The organism is Streptomyces inusitatus, from assembly GCF_014651115.1.
Lineage (GTDB): Bacteria > Actinomycetota > Actinomycetes > Streptomycetales > Streptomycetaceae > Streptomyces > Streptomyces amakusaensis.
The window spans coordinates 7,527-28,849 of sequence record NZ_BMWG01000040.1; the positions used below are offsets into that span (position 1 = coordinate 7,527).

General features: G+C 73.7%; 1 protein-coding gene. It reads left to right on the forward strand.

Annotated elements, in window-relative coordinates:
- Positions 1 to 78 precede the first annotated feature (78 nt).
- The coding region (locus IE247_RS32985) for a type I polyketide synthase (protein ID WP_190127046.1) at positions 79 to 21,323 on the forward strand (21,245 nt) is incomplete at its 3' end.

The following is a 21,323-nucleotide window of genomic DNA, read 5'->3' on the forward strand; positions in this document are numbered from 1 at the left end:
GCGAATAAAGCGGCAGCGGACAGCAGGCAGTAGCAGCAGGCGCAAGGGTTTGTGACGAGAAGCATGGGTGAGGTTCCAATGGCGGCAGATCAGGACAAGATCCTCGGCTATCTGAAGCGGGTGACGGCCGATCTGCATCAGACGCGGCAGCGGCTGCGCGAGGTCGAGGCCCAGGAGCCGGAGCCGATCGCGATCGTCGGCATGAGCTGCCGCTTCCCCGGCGGCATCGAGTCGCCGGAGGGCCTGTGGGACCTGGTGGTCCAGGGCGAGGACGCCATCACCGACTTCCCCACCGACCGTGGCTGGGACATCGAGTCGCTGTATGACGCCGACCCCGACCAGCAGGGCACCTCGTACACCCGCGAGGGCGGATTCCTCGACGGCGCCGGAGAATTCGACGCCGCCTTCTTCGGCATCAGCCCCCGCGAAACCCTCGGCATGGACCCGCAGCAGCGCCTGCTGCTCGAAACCTCGTGGGAGACCTTCGAAAGGGCCGGAATAGACCCGTCGACCCTGCGCGGCAGCAAAGCCGGTGTCTTCATCGGCACCAACGGCCAGGACTATCCCGAACTGCTCCGCGAAGTCCCCAAGGGCGTCGAAGGATATCTGCTCACCGGAAACGCGGCGAGCGTCGTCTCCGGACGTATCTCCTACACCTTCGGTCTCGAAGGCCCCGCCGTCACCGTCGACACCGCCTGCTCGTCCTCGCTCGTGGCCCTGCACCTCGCGGTGCAGGCGCTGCGAGGCGGCGAGTGCTCCCTCGCGCTCGCCGGCGGTGTCACCGTCATGTCGAGCCCGCGCGCGTTCGTGCAGTTCAGCCGACAGCGCGGGCTCGCCCCCGACGGCCGCTGCAAGCCCTTCGCCGACGGGGCCGACGGCACCGGCTGGGGCGAGGGCGTCGGCATGCTCCTCGTCGAGCGGCTCTCCGACGCCCGCAAGAACGGCCACCCGGTCCTCGCGATCGTGCGCGGTTCGGCGATCAACCAGGACGGCGCGTCCAACGGACTCACCGCCCCCAACGGCCCCTCCCAGCAGCGCGTCATCCGCCAGGCGCTGACCAACGCCGGACTCACCCCGGCACAGGTCGACGTCGTGGAGGCGCACGGCACCGGCACCACCCTCGGCGACCCCATCGAGGCGCAGGCCATCCTTGCCACCTACGGCCAGAACCGCCCCGAGGGCCGCCCGCTGTGGCTCGGCTCGGTGAAGTCGAACATCGGCCACACCCAGGCCGCCGCCGGAGTCGCGGGCATCATCAAAATGGTGCTGGCGATCCACCACGGCGTACTGCCCGAATCGCTCCACATCGACCAGCCCTCCGGCAACGTCGACTGGACCGCCGGAGACGTCAGGCTGCTCACCGAGGCCGTGCCCTGGCCGCGAACCGGCCAGCCGCGCCGCGCGGGCATCTCCTCCTTCGGCGTCAGCGGCACCAACGCCCACACTGTCATCGAGCAGGCCCCGCCCGCCGAAGACACCCCCGAGACCTCCGGCACCTCCGACACCCCCGCTTCCGACGCGCCCCGGGGCGCGACGGGTCCGGTGCCGCTGCTGCTGTCCGGCCAGACCGAACCCGCGCTGCGCGCCCAGGCCGAGCGGCTCGCCGCCCATCTGCGGGCCGCGCCCGCGCTCGCCGCCGACCCCGCGAGCCTCACCGACCTCGGTCTCTCCCTCGCCACCGGCCGCGCCTCGCTCGACCGCAGGGCCGCGCTCTTCAGCACCGACCGGGACACCCTCCTGACCGGCCTCGACGCGCTCGCCGCCGGTGAACCGTCCACCGAGCCGTCCAGCGCGCCGCTCCTCGGCACGGCCGGCGAGGGCAAGACCGCCTTCCTCTTCACCGGCCAGGGCGGCCAGCGCCCCGGCATGGGCCGCGAGCTGTACGCCACCCACCCCGGCTTCGCCCGCGCCCTCGACGCCGTCCGCGACGAGCTGGACCGCCATCTGGACCGCCCGCTGTACGAGGTGCTGTTCGCCGCCGAGGGCGCACCCGAGGCCGAACTCCTCCACGAGACCGCCTACACCCAGACCGCGCTGTTCGCCGTCGAGGTCGCCCTCCACCGCCAGCTTGAGGAGTGGGGAGTCACCCCCGACTTCCTCATCGGCCACTCCATCGGCGAACTCGCCGCCGCCCACGTCTCCGGCGTCCTCACCCTCGCCGACGCGGCCAGGCTGGTCGCCGCCCGGGGCCGCCTGATGCAGGCGCTGCCCACCGGCGGCGCGATGATCGCCGTCGAGGCCGCCGAGGACGAGATCCTCCCGCTCCTCACCGACCGCGTCAGCATCGCCGCCGTCAACGGCCCCCGCTCCGTCGTCGTCTCCGGCGACGCCGAGGCCGCCGAGGCCATCGCCCGGACGCTCCGCGCACAGGGCCGCCGCACCAAGAAGCTCACCGTCAGCCACGCCTTCCACTCGCCGCTGATGGACGGCATGCTCGACGCCTTCCGCGAGGTCGCCGAGACCATCGCCTACGCCCCGCCCGTCATCCCGATCGTCTCCAACCTGACCGGGGCCTCCGTCACCGCCGAGGAGATCTGCTCCGCCGACTACTGGGTCCGCCACGTCCGCGAAGCCGTCCGCTTCCTCGACGGCGTCCGCAAACTCGCCGACCAGGGCGTCACCGCCTTCCTCGAAGTCGGCCCCGGGGGAGTGCTCACCGCCCTCGCGCAGGAGTGCGTCACCGACCGGCCCGACCACCAGGACGGCCACAGCCCCGTCTTCGTCCCCCTGCTGCGCGCCGACCGCCCCGAGCCGGCCTCCTTCGCCACGGCCGTCGCACAGGCCCATGTCCACGGCGTAAGCGTCGACTGGACCGCCGTCTTCGCCGGCCGCGCCGCCACCCGCGTCGAACTGCCCACCTACGCCTTCCAGCGCGAGCTGTACTGGCCCGAGCAGCCCACCGCCTGGGCGGGCGACGTCACCGCCGCGGGCATCGGCTCCGCGGACCACCCGCTGCTGGGCGCGGCCATCGCCCTCGCCGACGGCGACGGATACCTCTTCACCGGCCGGCTCTCGCTGGCCACCCACCCCTGGCTCGCCGACCACACGGTCATGGACACCGTGCTGCTGCCCGGCACCGCCTTCGTCGAACTGGCGCTGCGCGCGGGCGAGCACACCGGCTGCGAGCTGCTCGACGAACTCACCCTCGAAGCACCGCTGGCACTGCCCCCGCACGGCGGAGTGCAGATCCAGCTCGCCGTCGGCGCGCCCGACGCCCACGGCCGCCGCTCGCTGACCCTGCACTCCCGCCCCGAGGACGCCGCCGACGACACCTGGGGCGAGGGCGCCTGGACCCGGCACGCCACCGGCTCCCTGACCGCCGCGGGCACGGCCCGCGAGCCGCTCGCCGACCTCACCAGCTGGCCCCCGAAGGACGCCGCCGAGGTCCCCGTCGACGGTCTGTACGACTATCTGACCGAGTCCGGTTTCGCCTACGGGCCCGTCTTCCAGGGCCTCAAGGCCGCCTGGCAGCGCGGCGACGAGGTCTTCGCCGAGGTCCGGCTGCCCGAGCAGGCACACGCCGAAGCGGCCCTGTTCGGCCTGCATCCCGCACTGCTGGACGCGGCGCTGCACGCCGTCGGCATCGGCTCCCTGCTGGCCGAGACCGAGCACGGCAGACTGCCGTTCTCCTGGAGCGGCGTACGGCTGGAGGCCGTCGGCGCGCGCGCCCTGCGCGTCCGTCTCGCCCCCGCGGGCCACGACACCGTCTCCGTGACCCTCGCCGACGAGACGGGCGCGCCCGTCGCCGACGTGGCCGCGCTGCTGCTGCGCCCCGTCTCCCCGGACCAGGTCCACGCCGCCCGGACCGCCTTCCACGACTCCCTGTTCCGGGTCGAGTGGACCGCTGTGCCCGTGCCCGCCGCGACCACCGTCGCCGCAGGCCAGTGGGGGCTGCTCGGAGACGCGGGTACGGAGTTCACCGCCGCGCTGCCCACCGCCGCCGCCCACCCCGACCTCGCCGCCCTCGGCGCGGCGCTGGACGCGGGCGGACCCGTGCCGCAGGCCGTCGTCGTCCCCTTCGGAACCTTCACCGAAGCCGGCTCCGAGTCCGCCGTGGACGCCGCGCTGCCCACCGCCGTGCGCACCGCCCTGCACCGGGCCCTCCGGCTCGCCCAGGACTGGCTCGCCGACGACCGCTTCGCCGCCTCCCGGCTCGTCATCGCCACCCGCGACGCCGTCGCCACCACCCCGGACGGCGACATCGCCGACCTGGCCAACGCCCCGCTGTGGGGCCTGCTGCGCAGCGCGCAGTCCGAGCACCCCGACCGCTTCGTCCTGCTCGACCTGGACGGCGCAGAGGAGTCCCTGCGCGCCCTGCCCGGCGCGCTCGCCACCGGCGAGCCGCAGCTCGCCCTGCGCGAGGGCAAGGTCGTCGTACCCCGGCTCGCCCGGGTCGCCGCCGCCCCGGACCAGAGCGCCCCCGCACTCGACCCGGACGGCACCGCCCTGGTCACCGGCGCGACCGGCACCCTCGGCGGTCTGGTCGCCCGCCATCTGGTGACCGAGCACGGCGTCCGCCGGCTGCTGCTCACCAGCCGCCGGGGCGAGGCCGCCGCCGGAGCCGCCGGACTCCTCGCCGAGCTGCGCGAGCTGGGCGCGGACGTCACCCTCGCCGCGTGCGACGCGGCCGACCGGGACGCGCTCGCCGCCGTACTCGCAGGGATCCCCGCAGAGCACCCGCTGACCGCGGTCGTCCACACCGCGGGCGTCCTCGACGACGGCATCCTCGAATCACTCACCCCCGAACGCGTCGACCGTGTGCTGCCCGCCAAGGTGGACGCCGCCGTCCATCTGCACGAGCTGACCCGTGAGCTGAACCCGGCCGCCTTCGTGCTCTTCTCCGCCGCCGCGGGCACCCTCGGCGGCCCCGGACAGGCCAACTACGCCGCCGCCAACACCTTCCTCGACGCGCTGGCCCACCGCCGCCGCGCCGAAGGGCTGCCCGCGACCGCGCTCGCCTGGGGCCTGTGGGCCGAACGCAGCGGCATGACCGGCGACCTCGCCGACGCCGACCTGGAGCGGATCTCCCGCGCGGGCGTCGCCGCGCTCTCCTCCGCCGAGGGCCTCGCCCTCCTCGACACCGCGCGCGCCGTCGGCGAGCCCACCGCCGTCCCCATGCACCTCGACCTGGCGTCCCTGCGCCAGGCCGACGCGAGCATGGTCCCCGCCCTGCTGCGCGGCCTGGTCCGCGCCCCCGCCCGCAGGACCGCCGAGACCGCCGCCGTCTCCGCGGCCCCGGCCGGTTCGCTCGCCGAACGGCTGCTGCCGCTGCCCGCCGCCGATCGCGCCCGGCTGCTCCTCGACACCGTCCGGGTGCAGGTCGCGGCCGTCCTCGGCTACCCCGGCCCCGAGGCCGTCGACCCCGACCGCGCGTTCAAGGCCCTCGGCTTCGACTCGCTGACCGCCGTCGAGCTGCGCAACCGCCTCGGCTCCGCCACCGGCACCCGGCTGCCCGCCACCCTCGTCTTCGACTACCCCACCCCGAACGCGCTCGCCGCGTTCCTGAAGACCGAACTCCTCGGCGACGAGGCCGACTCCGCACCGGCCGCCACCGCCGCCTCCGGCGCGCCCGCCCACGACGAGCCCATCGCCATCGTCGGCATGAGCTGCCGCTACCCCGGCGGCGTCGACAGCCCCGAAGAGCTGTGGAAGCTCGTCGCGGGCTCCGTCGACGCGATCTCGCCCTTCCCCACCGACCGGGGCTGGAACCTCGACGCGCTGTACGACTCCGACCCCGGCCGCGCCGGGACCTCGTACACCCGCGAGGGCGGCTTCCTCCACGACGCGGCCGACTTTGACGCGGATCTCTTCGGGATCAACCCGCGCGAGGCACTCGCCATGGACCCGCACCAGCGGCTCCTGCTGGAGACCTCCTGGGAGGCCTTCGAGCGGGCCGGCATCGACCCGATGGGCGTACGCGGCAGCCGTACCGGCGTCTTCGCGGGCGTCATGTACCACGACTACCTCACCCGGCTCCCCGCCGTCCCCGAGGGCCTGGAGGGCTATCTCGGCACCGGCACCGCGGGCAGCGTCGCCTCCGGGCGCATCTCCTACACCTTCGGTCTCGAAGGCCCCGCCGTCACCGTCGACACCGCCTGCTCCTCCTCGCTGGTGGCCCTGCACCTCGCCGCGCAGGCCCTGCGCAACGGCGAGTGCGACATGGCCCTCGCGGGCGGCGTCACCGTGATGTCCACCCCCGACACCTTCATCGACTTCAGCCGACAGCGCGGGCTCGCCACCAACGGCCGCTGCAAGTCCTTCTCCGCCGACGCCGACGGCACCGGCTGGGCCGAGGGCGCGGGCATGATCCTCGTCGAGCGCCTCTCCGACGCGCGGCGCAACGGCCACCAGGTCCTCGCCGTCGTACGCGGCACCGCCGTCAACCAGGACGGCGCGTCCAACGGACTGACCGCCCCCAACGGCCCCTCCCAGCAGCGCGTCATCCGGCAGGCGCTCGCCAACGCCGGACTGACCACCGCCGACGTCGACGCCGTCGAGGCACACGGCACCGGCACCACGCTGGGCGACCCGATCGAGGCACAGGCGCTCCTCGCCACCTACGGCCAGAACCGCCCCGAGGACCGGCCGCTGCGGCTCGGCTCCATCAAGTCGAACATCGGCCACACCCAGGCCGCCGCCGGAGCCGCCGGCATCATCAAAATGGTCATGGCCATGCGCCACGGCACCCTGCCCCCGTCGCTGCACATCGGCGAGCCGTCCCCGCACATCGACTGGTCGGCCGGCGCGGTGTCCCTCCTCACCGAGGCCGCCGACTGGCCCGACACCGGCCGCGCCCGCCGCGCGGGCATCTCCTCCTTCGGCGTCAGCGGCACCAACGCCCACGTCATCATCGAGCAGCCGCCCGCCGACGAGCCCGCGGCCCCCGGCACAGGCCCGGCGCTCCCCGCGAACACTCCGCTGCCCTTCGCGCTCTCCGGCCGGACCCCCGCCGCGCTGCGCGCCCAGGCCGCCCGGCTCCTCGCCCATCTCACCGAGCGGCCCGACGCCGCCCCCGCCGATCTGGCCCTCTCCCTCGCCACCACTCGTACCGCCCTGGACCGTCGGGCCGCCGTCGTCGCGGGCGACCGCGAGGAGCTCGTCACCGGCCTCACCGCCCTCGCCGAAGGACACGACAGCGCCCGGCTGATCCAGCACACCGCCGCCGACGGGCGGACGGCCGTCCTGTTCACCGGCCAGGGCAGCCAGCGCCCCGGCATGGGACGCGAGCTGTACGAGACCTATCCGGTGTTCGCCGAGGCCCTGGACGCGGTCTGCGCCGAGCTCGACCCGCACCTCGAACAGCCCCTCAAGGACGTGCTGTTCAGCGAGGACGCCGACCTCCTGAACCGGACCGGCCACACCCAGCCCGCCCTGTTCGCGCTGGAGACCGCGCTCTACCGGCTCGTCGAGAGCTGGGGAGTGCGCCCCGATTTCCTCGCAGGCCACTCCATCGGCGAGATCACCGCCGCGCACATCGCGGGCGTCTTGCCGCTGCCCGACGCGGCCAGGCTGGTCGCCGCCCGGGGCCACCTCATGGCGGAACTCCCCGAGGGCGGCGCGATGATCGCGCTGGCCGCCGCCGAGGACGAGGTGCTGCCGCTGCTCGCCGGTCACGAGGACCGGATCGGCATCGCCGCCGTCAACTCCGCCGCCACCGTCGTCATCTCCGGCGACGAGACCCTCGCCCTGGAGATCGCCGCCGAATTCGACCGGCGGGGCCGCCGCACCAAGCGGCTCACCGTCAGCCACGCCTTCCACTCGCCGCTCATGGACGGCATGCTCGACGCCTTCCGCGAGGTCGCCGAGAGCCTTTCGTACGACAACCCGAAGATCCCGGTCGTCTCGAACCTCACCGGTGCGCTGGTCGGCGACGACATGTCGACTCCCGACTTCTGGGTACGCCATGTCCGCGAGGCGGTCCGCTTCCTCGACGGCATTCGCGCCCTCGAAGCCGAACACGTCACCACCTACCTCGAACTCGGCCCGCAGGGCGTCCTCTCCGGCCTCGGCCGCGACTGCCTCACGGACAGCGCCGACCGGACCGGTCAGGCTGTCTTCCTGCCCGCGCTCCGCCGCGACCGGGGCGAGGCCGAGGCCCTGACCGGTGCGATCGCCGCCCTCCACACCCGTGGCGTACGAATCGACTGGGCCGCCTACTTCGCCGCCGCCGGCGCACACCGCGTCGAACTGCCCACCTACGCCTTCCAGCGCGAGCGCTTCTGGCTCGAAGCGCCCGCCGGGCACGTCGGCGACGTCGAATCGGCGGGCCTGGGCGCGGCCCACCACCCCCTCCTCGGCGCGGCGGTCTCCCTCGCCGACGGCGAGGGATTCCTCCTCACCGGCCGCCTCTCGCTCGACACCCACCCCTGGCTCGCCGACCACGCAGTCATGGGCTCCGTCCTGCTGCCCGGCACCGCCTTCGTCGAACTCGCCGTCCGCGCGGGCGACCAGGCGGGCTGCGACCTGCTGGAAGAACTCACCCTCGAAGCCCCGCTGATCCTCGCCCCCGACGCGGCCGTACGCCTCCAGATAGCCGTCGGAGCCCCCGACGGATCCGGCCGCCGCACCCTCGACCTGTACTCCACCGACGCCGCGGCCCCCGCCGACGAGCCCTGGACCCGGCACGCGAGCGGAGTCCTCGCCACCGGAGCCCCGGCCACGTCCTCCGCCTTCGACCTGACCGCCTGGCCGCCGCCCGGCGCCGAACCCGTCTCCGTCGACGGCCTGTACGAGCACCTCGGCCGGGGCGGCTTCGCGTACGGCCCGGTCTTCCAGGGCCTGCGCGCCGCCTGGCTGCACGGCGACGACGTCTACGCCGAGGTCGCCCTCCCCGAGGACCGGCAGGCCGACGCCGCCAGGTTCGGCATCCACCCGGCGCTCCTCGACGCCGCCCTGCACGCGACCTTCGTCCGGCCCACCCCGGACGGCGAGCAGCAGGGCCGGCTGCCCTTCGCCTGGCGCGGAGTCTCCCTCCACGCCGTCGGCGCGTCCGCGCTCCGCGTCCGCCTCACCCAGGACGGCGAGGACACCCTCGCGCTCCAGCTCGCCGACACCACCGGCGCGCCCGTCGCAGCCGTCGACAGCCTGATGGTGCGACCCGTCTCCGCCGACCAGCTCGGCGGCGCGCGCGCCGCCCACCACGAGTCCCTGTTCCGGATCGACTGGGCCACCGTGCCCGTACCCGCGAACCCCCGGGGCGCGGGCGAACCACTCGCCGTCCTCGGCGCCGGCGGCCCCGCGCTGCCGGGCGTCGACACCGTCGTCCACCCGGACCTCGACGCCCTCGCCGCCGCCATCGACGCGGGCGGACCGGTCCCCGGCCATGTCCTCGTCCACCACACCCCCGGCACGGCCACCGACCCCACCGCCCTCGCCGAGGCCGTCCACACCGCCTCCCACCAGGCGCTCGCCCTGGTCAACGGCTGGCTGGCCGACGACCGCCTCGCAGCGTCCCGGCTGGTGTTCCTCACCCGGGGCGCGATCGCCACCCAGAGCGACCCGGACCTCGCCGACCTCACCCACGCACCCGTCTGGGGCCTGGTGCGCACCGCCCAGTCGGAGAACCCCGACCGGTTCGTCCTCGCCGACCTCGACACCGACCCGGCGTCCGCCGAGGCCCTCGCCCAGGCGCTGGCCACCGGCGAGCCGCAGTTCGCCGTCCGCCGGGGCACCGTCCACGCCCCCCGCCTCGCCCGAGTCCCCGCCACCACCGCGCTGACCCCGCCCCCGGGCGAGGCCGCCTGGCGCATGGACATCGAGGACAAGGGCACCCTCGACAACCTCACCCTCGTCCCCAGCCCCGAGTCCCAGGCACCCCTGGAGCCCGGCCAGGTCCGCGTCGCGGTCCGCGCCGCCGGACTCAACTTCCGCGATGTGCTCAACGCCCTCGGCATGTACCCCGGCGACCCGGGCCTCATGGGCAGCGAGGGCGCGGGCATCGTCCTGGAGACCGGCCCCGGCGTCGACGACCTCGCACCCGGCGACCGCGTCCTCGGCATGCTGCCCGGCGCGTTCGGCCCGCTCACCGTCGTCGACCGCCGCATGATCGCCCCCATGCCCGACGGCTGGACCTTCGCCGAGGCCGCGTCCGTACCGATCGTCTTCATGACCGCGTACTACGCGCTCAACGACCTCGCCGGGCTGCGCGGCGGCGAATCCCTCCTCGTCCACGCCGCCGCGGGCGGTGTCGGCATGGCGGCCGTCCAGCTCGCCCGCCACTGGGGCGTGGACGTCTACGCCACGGCGAGCCCCGGCAAGTGGGACACCCTGCGCGGACTCGGCCTCACCGACGACCGCATCGCCTCCTCCCGCACCCTCGACTTCGAGGACACCTTCCGCACCGCCACCCAAGGACGCGGCGTCGACGTCGTCCTCGACTCCCTCGCCAGGGAATTCGTGGACGCCTCCCTGCGGCTGCTGCCGCGCGGCGGACGCTTCGTCGAGATGGGCAAGACCGACGTCCGCACCCCGCAGGACGTCGCCGCGGCCCACCCCGGCGTCTCCTACCAGGCGTTCGACCTCACCGAAGCCGGACTCGACCGCATCCAGGAGATGCTCACCGAGCTGCTCGACCTCTTCCACGCGGGCGCGCTGCACCCCGTACCGGTCTCCACCTGGGACCTCCGGCAGGCCCCCGAGGCCTTCCGCCACCTCAGCCAGGCACGCCACGTCGGCAAGATCGTCCTCACCCTGCCCGCCGGGTGGAACCCCGACGGCACCGTCCTGATCACCGGCGGCACCGGCACCCTCGGCGCGCTCGTCGCCCGGCACGCCGTCACCGTCCGGGGCGCGCGCCGGCTGCTGCTCACCAGCCGCCGGGGCGAGGCCGCCGCCGGAGCGGCCGAACTCGCCGCAGAGCTGCGCGAACTGGGCGCGGACGTCACCGTCGCGGCCTGCGACGCGGCGGACCGGGAGGCGCTCGCCGCCGTACTGGCCGCGATCCCCGCAGAGCACCCGCTGACCGCGGTCGTGCACACCGCCGGAGTCCTCGACGACGGCGTCATCGGATCCCTCACCCCCGAACGCCTCGACACCGTCCTGCGGCCCAAGGCCGACGCGGCACTCCACCTCCACGAACTCACCCGCCATCTGGACCTGGCCGACTTCGTCCTCTTCTCGTCCGCCGCCGGAACCTTCGGCGGCGCGGGACAGGCCAACTACGCCGCCGCCAACGTCTTCCTCGACGCCCTCGCCCGCCACCGGCAGGCCCACGGGCTCGCCGCCACCTCCCTGGCCTGGGGCCTGTGGGCCGACGCCAGCGGAATGACCGGCGAACTCGACACCACGGACAAGGACCGGATGACCCGGTCCGGCGTCCTCGGCCTCTCCTCCGAGGAGGGCCTCGCCCTCCTCGACACCGCCCACCACATCGGCGAAGCCCACCTGGTGCCCATGCGGCTCGACCTCGCGCCGCTGCGCCAGGCCGACGCGAGCATGGTCCCCGCCCTGCTGCGCGGCCTGGTCCGCGCCCCCGCCCGCCGGGCCGTGGAAGCCGTCGCGGCCGGTGCCGGAACCCCGCTCGTGGAGCGGCTGGTGCGGCTGCCCGAGACCGAGCGGGACGCGCTCCTCCTCAATCTCGTACGCAATCAGGTCGCGGCCGTCCTCGGCCACGCCACGGCGGACGCCGTCGAACCCGCCCGCGCCTTCAAGGACCTCGGCTTCGACTCGCTGACCGCCGTCGAGTTCCGCAACAGGCTCGGCGCGACCGCGGGCATCCGACTGCCCGCCACGCTCGTCTTCGACTACCCCACGCCCGCCGTCCTCGCCGGACACCTCAAGGACGAACTCCTCGGCTCCGAGGCCGCCGCCGCCCTGCCCCGGCTCGCCACGGCCGCCGCCGAGGCCGACGACCCCATCGCCATCGTCGCGATGAGCTGCCGCTTCCCCGGCGACGTCCGCACCCCGGAAGACCTCTGGGAGCTGCTCGCCGAAGGCCGGGACGGCATCGACCGGCTCCCCGACGACCGGGGCTGGGACACCGAGGCGCTCTACGACCCCGACCCGGACAGCCCCGGCACCTCCTACGCCAGGGAGGGCGGCTTCTTCTACGACGCCCACCGCTTCGACCCCGCATTCTTCGGGATCAACCCGCGCGAGGCCCTCGCCATGGACCCGCAGCAGCGGCTCCTCCTCGAAACCTCCTGGGAGGCGCTGGAGCGCGCCGGCATCGACCCGACGGGCCTGCGCGGCAAGCAGGTCGGCGTCTTCGTCGGCCAGATGCACAACGACTACGTCTCCCGGCTGAACACCGTCCCCGAAGGCGTCGAGGGCTACCTCGGCACCGGCGGCTCCAGCAGCATCGCCTCCGGCCGTATCTCCTACACCTTCGGCTTCGAGGGCCCGGCGGTCACCGTCGACACGGCCTGCTCCTCCTCGCTGGTCGCCCTGCACCTGGCCACCCAGGCCCTGCGCAGCGGCGAGTGCACACTCGCCCTCGCGGGCGGCGTCACCATCATCACCACCCCCGACGTCTTCACCGAGTTCAGCCGTCAGCGCGGCCTCGCCGCCGACGGCCGCTGCAAGCCCTTCGCCGCCGCCGCCGACGGCACCGCCTGGGGCGAGGGCGTCGGCGTGCTTCTCGTCGAGCGCCTCTCTGACGCGCGGCGCAACGGCCACCAGGTCCTCGCCGTCGTACGCGGCACCGCCGTCAACCAGGACGGCGCGTCCAACGGTCTGACCGCGCCCAATGGTCCGGCGCAGCAGCGGGTCATCCGCCAGGCCCTGGAGAACGCCCGGCTCTCGGCCGCCGAGGTCGACGCCGTCGAGGCGCACGGCACCGGTACGACGCTGGGCGACCCGATCGAGGCGCAGGCGCTGCTCGCGACCTACGGCCAGGAGCACAGCGAGGACTCCCCGCTGTGGCTGGGCTCCATCAAGTCCAACTTCGGCCACACCCAGGCCGCCGCCGGTGTCGCGGGCATCATCAAGATGGTCATGGCCATGCGCCACGGGGTGCTGCCGAAGACCCTCCACGTCGACGAGCCGACCCCGCACGTCGACTGGACGGACGGTGATGTCGCCCTGCTGACCGAGCAGCGCGAGTGGCCGGAGACCGGCCGGCCGCGCCGCGCGGGCGTCTCCTCCTTCGGCATGAGCGGTACGAACGCCCACGCGATCATCGAGCAGGCCCCGGTCGCTGAACCGGCTTCCGCCCCGGCTGCCGGGGACCGGCCGGCCGCCGCCCTCGCGTGGAATCTCTCCGCCCGTACTCCGGACGCCCTGCGCGCCCAGGGTGAGCGGCTGCTGTCCCAGCTGACCGCCCACCCCGACACGGCACTCGCCGACATCGGCCACTCCCTCGTCTCCACCCGAGCCCTCTTCGACCACCGAGCCACCGCCGTGGCCACGGACCGCGACGGCTTCCGCGCCGCCCTCACGGCACTCGCCGAGGGCCGTTCGGCAACCGGTCTGATCGAGGGTTCGGCGGTCGCCGGGAAGCTGGCGTTCCTGTTTACGGGGCAGGGGAGTCAGCGGCTGGGGATGGGTCGTGAGCTGTACGGCGCGTATCCGGTGTTCGCGGATGCTCTGGACGAGATCTGCGCGCATCTTGATGTGCCGTTGAAGGAAGCACTGTTCGGTGATGTGAGCGGTGCTCTCGATGAGACGGCGGTGACGCAGCCGGCGTTGTTCGCTGTTGAGGTGGCGCTGTTCCGGCTCCTGGAGTCGTGGGGCGTGCGTCCCGACTTCCTGTCGGGTCATTCGATCGGTGAGATCGCTGCGGCGCATGTGGCGGGGGTGTTCTCGCTGGCTGATGCGTGCACGCTGGTGGCGGCTCGTGGCCGTTTGATGCAGGCGCTGCCTTCGGGCGGTGTGATGATCGCGGTCCAGGCGTCGGAGGACGAGGTCCTTCCGCTGCTCACGGACCGCGTGAGCATTGCCGCGATCAACGGCCCGCAGTCGGTGGTGATCGCCGGTGACGAGAGCGCTGCTCTCGCCGTGGTCGAGCACTTCGCCGACCGCAAGTCCAAGCGTCTCACTGTCAGTCACGCGTTCCACTCGCCGCACATGGACGGCATGCTGGAGGCGTTCCGTACAGCGATCGAGAATCTTTCGTACGACAACCCGAAGATTCCGGTCGTCTCGAACCTCACCGGCGCACTGGTCGGCGACGACATGTCGACTCCCGAGTTCTGGGTACGCCATGTCCGCGAGGCCGTCCGCTTCCTCGACGGCGTCCGCGCCCTCGAAGCCGCCGGAGTCACCTCGTACCTCGAACTCGGCCCCGACGGCATCCTCTCCGCCCTCGCCCAGGGCTGCGTCGAACACGAGGATGCCGCTTTCGCGCCCCTCCTGCGCGCGGGACGCGACGAGACCGAGACGGTGGTCTCCGCCCTCGCCGCCGCTCAGGTGCGCGGTGTGCCCGTCGACTGGCAGGCGTTCTACGCCCCGACCGGCGCGCGCCGGGTCGAGCTGCCGACGTACGCCTTCCAGCGGACGGTCTACTGGCTCGACGCGGGCAGCTCACAGGGCGATGTGGCGTCGGCAGGCCTCGGCGCGACCGATCACCCGCTGCTCGGAGCGGCCGTGGAGCTGCCCGATTCCGACGGGTTCCTCTTCACCGGCCGGCTCTCGCTGGCCACCCACCCCTGGCTCGCCGACCACGCGGTCATGGGTTCCGTACTCCTGCCCGGCACGGCCTTCGTCGAGCTGGCGATCCGCGCGGGCGACCAGGTCGGCTGCGATCTGGTCGAGGAGCTCACGCTCGAAGCGCCCCTGGTGCTGCCCGAGCGCGGCGGCGTACAGCTGCGGCTCTCCGTCGGCACCGCCGACCCGGTGGGGCGGCGCACACTGGCGCTCCACTCCAGGCCCGAGGAAGCGGACGCCGAAACTCCGTGGACCCGGCACGCCGCCGGTGTGCTCGCGGTCGGAGCCGAGCGGACTCCGCCGGGCCTGACCGACTGGCCGCCCACCGACGCCGAGCCGATCCCGGTGGACGGGCTGTACGACGGCCTCGCCGACTCCGGCTTCGGATACGGCCCGGTGTTCCAGGGACTGCGCGCCGCCTGGCGGCGCGACGGCGAACTCTTCGCCGAGGTGAGGTTGCCCGAGACGGCGGAGGCCGACGCCGCCGCCTTCGCCCTGCACCCCGCCCTGCTGGACGCGGCGCTGCACGCGCTGGGCCTGGGCCTGAGCGGTACGGATGGCCGGGACGGTGAGGGACGGCTGCCGTTCTCCTGGTCCGGAGTGGCCCTGCACGCCGTCGGCGCGACCGCGCTGCGCGTGCGCCTCAGCCCGGCCCGGGGCGGCGAGACGGCCCTGACCATCGCCGACGCGACCGGTGAGCCGGTGGCCTCGGTGGCCGGTCTGGCGCTGCGCGCCGTGACCCGTGAGCAGCTGAGCACGGCCAGGGACATCACGCGTGACGCGCTGTTCCGCGTCGACTGGACCGCTCTGCCCGCCGACGCCACGGCCGCCACGGCCGACTCGGCCGATTCGGCGGACGGCTGGATGATGCTCGGCGACGGCCCGCAGGCTTACGCCGATCTCGCGGCGCTGGGCGCGGCGGCCGCCGAGGGCGGTGCCGTACCGTCGGCGCTGATCGTGCCGTGCGCGGACGCCGGGACGGCGGCCGACCCGCTGCCCGCCGCCGTGCACACGGCGACGGACCGCGCGCTGACCCTGGTGCGGGAGTGGCTGGCGGACGACCGGTTCGCCGACTCCCGACTGGTGTTCCTCACCCGGGGCGCGATCGCGGCGGTCGCCGACGACACCGTGCCGGGACTGGCCCAGTCCGCGATCTGGGGCCTGGTGCGCTCCGCCCAGGCCGAGAACCCGGGCAGACTCACCCTGATCGACGCCGACGGACTCGACGGTACCGGCGTACCGGCGGCGGAGCTTCTGTCGGCGGCCCTGGCGACCGGAGAGGCCCAGATCGCGATCCGAGGCGAGGCCGTACGGGTGCCCAGGCTCGCCACCGTCACGCTCGGCGAGACCGTGACCGTGACACCTGGGGAGAACGGGGACCCCGCCCCGGACACCAGCGGCACCGTGCTGGTCACGGGTGCGAGCGGCACCCTTGGCGGGCTGTTCGCCCGTCATCTGGTGACGGAGCACGGTGTACGCCGGCTGCTGCTGGTGAGCCGTCGTGGTGCCGCCGCCGAGGGTGCGGCCGGGCTGTCGGCCAAGCTGTCCGAGCTGGGTGCGGAGGTGGAGTGGGCGGCCTGCGACGTCGCCGACCGCGAGGCGCTCGCCGCCGTACTGGCCGCGATCCCCGCTGAGTACCCGCTGACCGCCGTCGTGCACACGGCGGGTGTACTCGACGACGGTGTGGTCGGGTCGCTGACCTCCGCACGGCTGTCCGGAGTGCTGCGTCCGAAGGTGGACGCCGCGTGGAATCTGCACGAGCTGACCCGCGACCTGGACCTCTCCGCGTTCGTCCTGTTCTCGTCCGCCGCCGGTGTGTTCGGCGGCGCGGGGCAGGCCAACTACGCGGCGGCGAATGTGTTCCTGGACGCTCTGGCCCAGCACCGCCGGGCCCAGGGCCTCGCCGCCACCTCCCTCGCCTGGGGCCTGTGGACCGGCGTGGGCGGCATGGGCGGCGACCTCACCGAGGCCGACCGGGAGCGGATCAACCGGGGCGGCATCGCCGCACTCGCGCCCGAGACCGGTCTCGCCCTCTTCGACGCGGCCCGCCGCGCCGAAGACGCACTGCTCGTACCCCTCCCGCTCGACCTGGCCGCCCTGCGCGCCCAGGCACGCGCCGGAATGCTGCCCGACCTGCTGCGCGGCCTGGTCCGCGCCCCGGCCCGCCGGGCCGTGGGAACGGCCGGCGCCGGCGGGGGCTCCGCACTGCGCGACCGGCTGGCCGCGCTGCCCGCCGCCGAGCGGGACGCCGCCCTGCTGGAGGTGGTGCGCGTCGAGGTGGCGGCCGTCCTCGGTCACCCGTCGACCGACGAGGTGCCCGCCGACCGGGCCTTCAAGGAGCTGGGCTTCGACTCGCTCACCTCCGTCGAGCTGCGCAACCGGCTCGGCACGGCGACCGGCGTCCGGCTCCCCGCCACGCTCGTCTTCGACTACCCCACCCCGATCGCCCTCGCCGACTTCCTCAAGACCGAGGCCCTGGCCCTGGACGAGCCCGCCGGGACGGCCCCGGACGCGGCGCGGACCGCGCCCGTCAGGACCGGAACGGCGTACGACGACGAGCCGATCGCGATCGTCGGCATGAGCTGCCGCTACCCGGGCGGTGTCGAATCGCCCGAGGATCTGTGGCGGCTGGTGCTCGGCGGCGGCGACGCCATCTCCGAGTTCCCGCAGGGCCGGGGCTGGGACCTGGACGCGCTCTACGACCCCGACCCGGACGGCAAGGGCACCAGCTACACCCGCTCGGGCGGCTTCCTGCACGACGCGGGCCGGTTCGACCCGGCGTTCTTCGGGATCTCCCCGCGCGAGGCCGTGGCGATGGACCCTCAGCAGCGCCTCCTCCTCGAAACCTCGTGGGAGGCCTTCGAGCGGGCCGGAATCGACCCGGCGACCGTGCGCGGCAGCCGTACCGGCGTCTTCGCCGGCATCATGTACCACGACTACGCCACCCGGATCACGGCCGTCCCGGACGGCGTCGAGGGCTACCTCGGCACCGGCAACTCCGGCAGCATCGCCTCCGGCCGGGTCTCCTACGCCTTCGGTCTGGAGGGCCCGGCGGTCACCGTCGACACGGCCTGCTCGTCGTCGCTGGTCGCGCTGCACTGGGCGATCCAGGCGCTGCGCAACGGCGAGTGCACGATGGCGCTCGCGGGCGGTGTCACCGTCATGTCGACGCCCGGCACCTTCACCGAGTTCAGCCGTCAGCGCGGCCTCGCCGCCGACGGCCGCATCAAGTCGTTCGCCGCCGCCGCCGACGGCACCAGCTGGGCCGAGGGCGCGGGCATGCTGCTCGTCGAGCGGCTCTCCGACGCCCGTGCCAAGGGCCATCCGGTGCTGGCGATCGTCCGTGGCTCCGCCATCAACCAGGACGGCGCTTCGAACGGTCTGACCGCTCCGAACGGCCCCTCGCAGCAGCGGGTCATCCGCCAGGCACTCGCCGGGGCCGGACTGACCAGCGATCAGATCGACGTGGTCGAGGCGCACGGCACCGGTACGACACTGGGCGACCCGATCGAGGCGCAGGCGCTGCTCGCGACCTACGGGCGGGAGCGCACCGAGGAGAACCCGCTGTGGCTGGGCTCCATCAAGTCGAACATGGGCCACACGCAGGCCGCCGCCGGTGTCGCGGGCATCATCAAGATGATCATGGCGATCCGGCACGGCGTACTCCCGAAGACCCTCCACGTCGACGAGCCGACCCCGCATGTCGACTGGGAGGACGGCGCTGTCTCCCTGCTGACCGAGGCGATGCCGTGGCCGGAGACCGGCCGTCCGCGCCGCGCCGGTGTGTCGTCGTTCGGTATTTCCGGGACCAACGCGCACACGATCATCGAGCAGGCTCCGGAGCGGTCCGATTCGCGTCCGGTTTCGGCTCCCGCTCCGGTTCCGGTTCCGGATCCCGCTGTGCTGCCGTACGTGCTCTCCGCGAAGACTGCGGACGCGCTGCGCGGCCAGGCCGCCCGGCTGAGGTCCCATCTGTCGGGCGCTCCCGAGGCGCGTGCCGATGATGTGGCGTACTCGCTCGCGACCCGGCGGGCTGCCTTCGACCACCGCGCGGTGGTTCTGGCGGGCGACCGGGACGAGCTGCTGAACCGCCTGACGGCGCTGGCCGACGGCGGATCCGCCACCACCGGTCTGACCCAAGGGGCCGTACGCACAGGGAAGCTGGCGTTCCTGTTCACCGGGCAGGGGAGTCAGCGGCTTGGGATGGGGCGTGAGCTTTACGAGTCGTACCCGGCCTTCGCCGAGGCTCTGGACGACATCTGCGCCGGGTTCGCTGGTGAGCTGTCGCTGAAGGAAGCACTGTTCGGTGATGAGAGCGGTGCTCTCGATCAGACGGCCGTCACTCAGCCCGCGCTGTTCGCGATTGAGGTGGCCCTCTTCCGCCTCCTTGAGTCGTGGGGCGTACGTCCCGACTTCTTGTCCGGTCATTCGATCGGGGAGATCGCTGCGGCGCATGTGGCGGGTGTGTTCTCGCTGGAGGATGCCTGCACGCTGGTGGCGGCTCGTGGCCGTCTGATGCAGGCGCTGCCCACCGGCGGCGTGATGATCGCCGTACAGGCGTCGGAGGACGAGATCCTTCCGCTGCTCACCGACCGGGTGAGCATCGCCGCGATCAACGGCCCGCAGTCGGTCGTCATCGCGGGTGACGAGAGCGCCGCTCTCGCTGTGGTCGAACACTTCGCGGACCGTAAGTCGAAGCGTCTTACGGTGAGTCACGCGTTCCACTCGCCGCACATGGACGGCATGCTCGCCGACTTCCGCAAGGTCGCCGAGAACCTTTCGTACGACAACCCGACGATCCCGGTCGTCTCGAACCTCACCGGCGCCCTTGTCACGGACGACATGTCGACCGCCGACTTCTGGGTACGCCATGTCCGTGAGGCCGTCCGCTTCCTCGACGGCGTCCGCGCCCTGGAGGCCGCCGGAGTCACCTCGTACGTGGAACTCGGCCCCGACGGCATCCTCTCCGCCCTCGCCCAGGACTGCGTCACCGAGGACGGCGCGGTCTTCGCGCCCGCCCTGCGCGGTGCCCGCCCCGAGGCGGAGACTGTCGCCACGGCGCTGGCACAGGCGTACGTCCACGGTGTGAAGGTGGACTGGGAGGCGTACTTCGCCGGGACCGGCGCGCGCCAGGCGGAGCTGCCGACGTACGCCTTCCAGCGCGACTGGTACTGGCTCGACTCGGCCGCCGTGCAGACCGGCCCCGGGGACGCGTCCGGCTTCGGGCTCGGTGCGACGGATCACCCGCTGCTGGTGGCGGCCGTCGAACTGCCCGAGTCCGGCGGGCATCTCTTCACCGGCCGGCTGTCGACGGCCACCCAGCCCTGGCTGGCGGACCACGCGGTCATGGGCTCGGTGCTGCTGCCGGGCACGGCCTTCGTAGAACTCGCCGTACACGCCGGAGACCAGGTCGGCTGTGACGTACTGGAGGAGCTGACGCTCGAAGCGCCGCTGGTGCTGCCCGAGCGCGGCGGCGTACAGCTGCGGCTCTCCGTGGCGAGCGCCGACGAATCCGGCAGGCGGAGTCTGTCGCTGTACTCCCGCGACGAGGACGCCCCCGCCGACGAGCCGTGGACACGGCACGCGAGCGGAGTGCTCACCTCCGGGGCCCCCGCCCCGGCCTTCGACCTCGCTGCCTGGCCCCCGGCCGGTGCCGAGCCCGTCGATGTCGACGGCCTCTACGAGGGCCTCGCGGCGGCCGGGTTCGACTACGGCCCGGTCTTCCAGGGCCTGCGCGCCGCCTGGCTGCACGGCGACGAGGTGTACGCCGAAGTGAGCCTGGACGGCGAGGCCGTGGAAACGGCCGAGTGGTTCGGGCTGCACCCGGCGCTGCTCGACGCGACGCTGCACGCGGCCGGTCTCGGCGGTCTCGTCGAGAACACCGGTCAGGGAAGGCTGCCGTTCGCCTGGGGCAATGTGTCCCTGTACGCGGCGGGCGCGTCCGAGGTACGCGTCCGGCTGGCCCCGGCCGGCCGTGACGCGGTCTCGCTGCGACTCGCCGACACGGCGGGCGAACCGGTCGCCTCGATCGAGTCGCTGGTGCTGCGCACGGTGTCGCCCGAGCAGATCGGCGCGGCGCGCGGCGGACGCCACGAGTCGCTGTTCCAGCTCGACTGGACGGCTCTGCCGCTCACTCCGGTCTCCCCGGCCGAGCAGCGCCCCTGGGCCCTCCTCGCGGACGGCCGCCACTCCGGGCTCGACGCCGTGGGCATCCGCTACGAGACCCACACCGGTCTCGCGGCCCTCGCCGACGCGGCTGCCTCGGCCGTGCCGGAGCTGGTCTGCGTACCGCTGTCGGATTCGGTCGTGGGTGGGGTGCCGGGTGTGGTGCACACGGCGACGGACCGTGTGCTGGCCCTGGTGCAGCGGTGGTTGGCGGACGAGCGGTTCGCTGATTCGCGTCTGGTGTTCCTGACGCGGGGTGCGGTGTCCGTGGTGGCTGGTGAGGATGTGCCGGATCTGGTCCATGCCCCGGTGTGGGGTCTGGTGCGGTCCGCGCAGTCCGAGAACCCCGGCCGTTTCGGTCTGGTCGATCTCGACGGTGCTGACGCTTCCTACCGGACGCTGTCCGCCGTGCTCGCCTCGGGCGAGCAGGAGGTCGCGGTACGCGGAGGCTCGGCGCGTGTGCCCAGGCTGGTGCGGGCGGCGGTTTTGGAGGCCGTGAGTACGGGGTTCGACCCGGCCGGCACGGTGTTGGTGACGGGTGCGAGTGGCACTCTGGGTGGTTTGTTCGCGCGTCA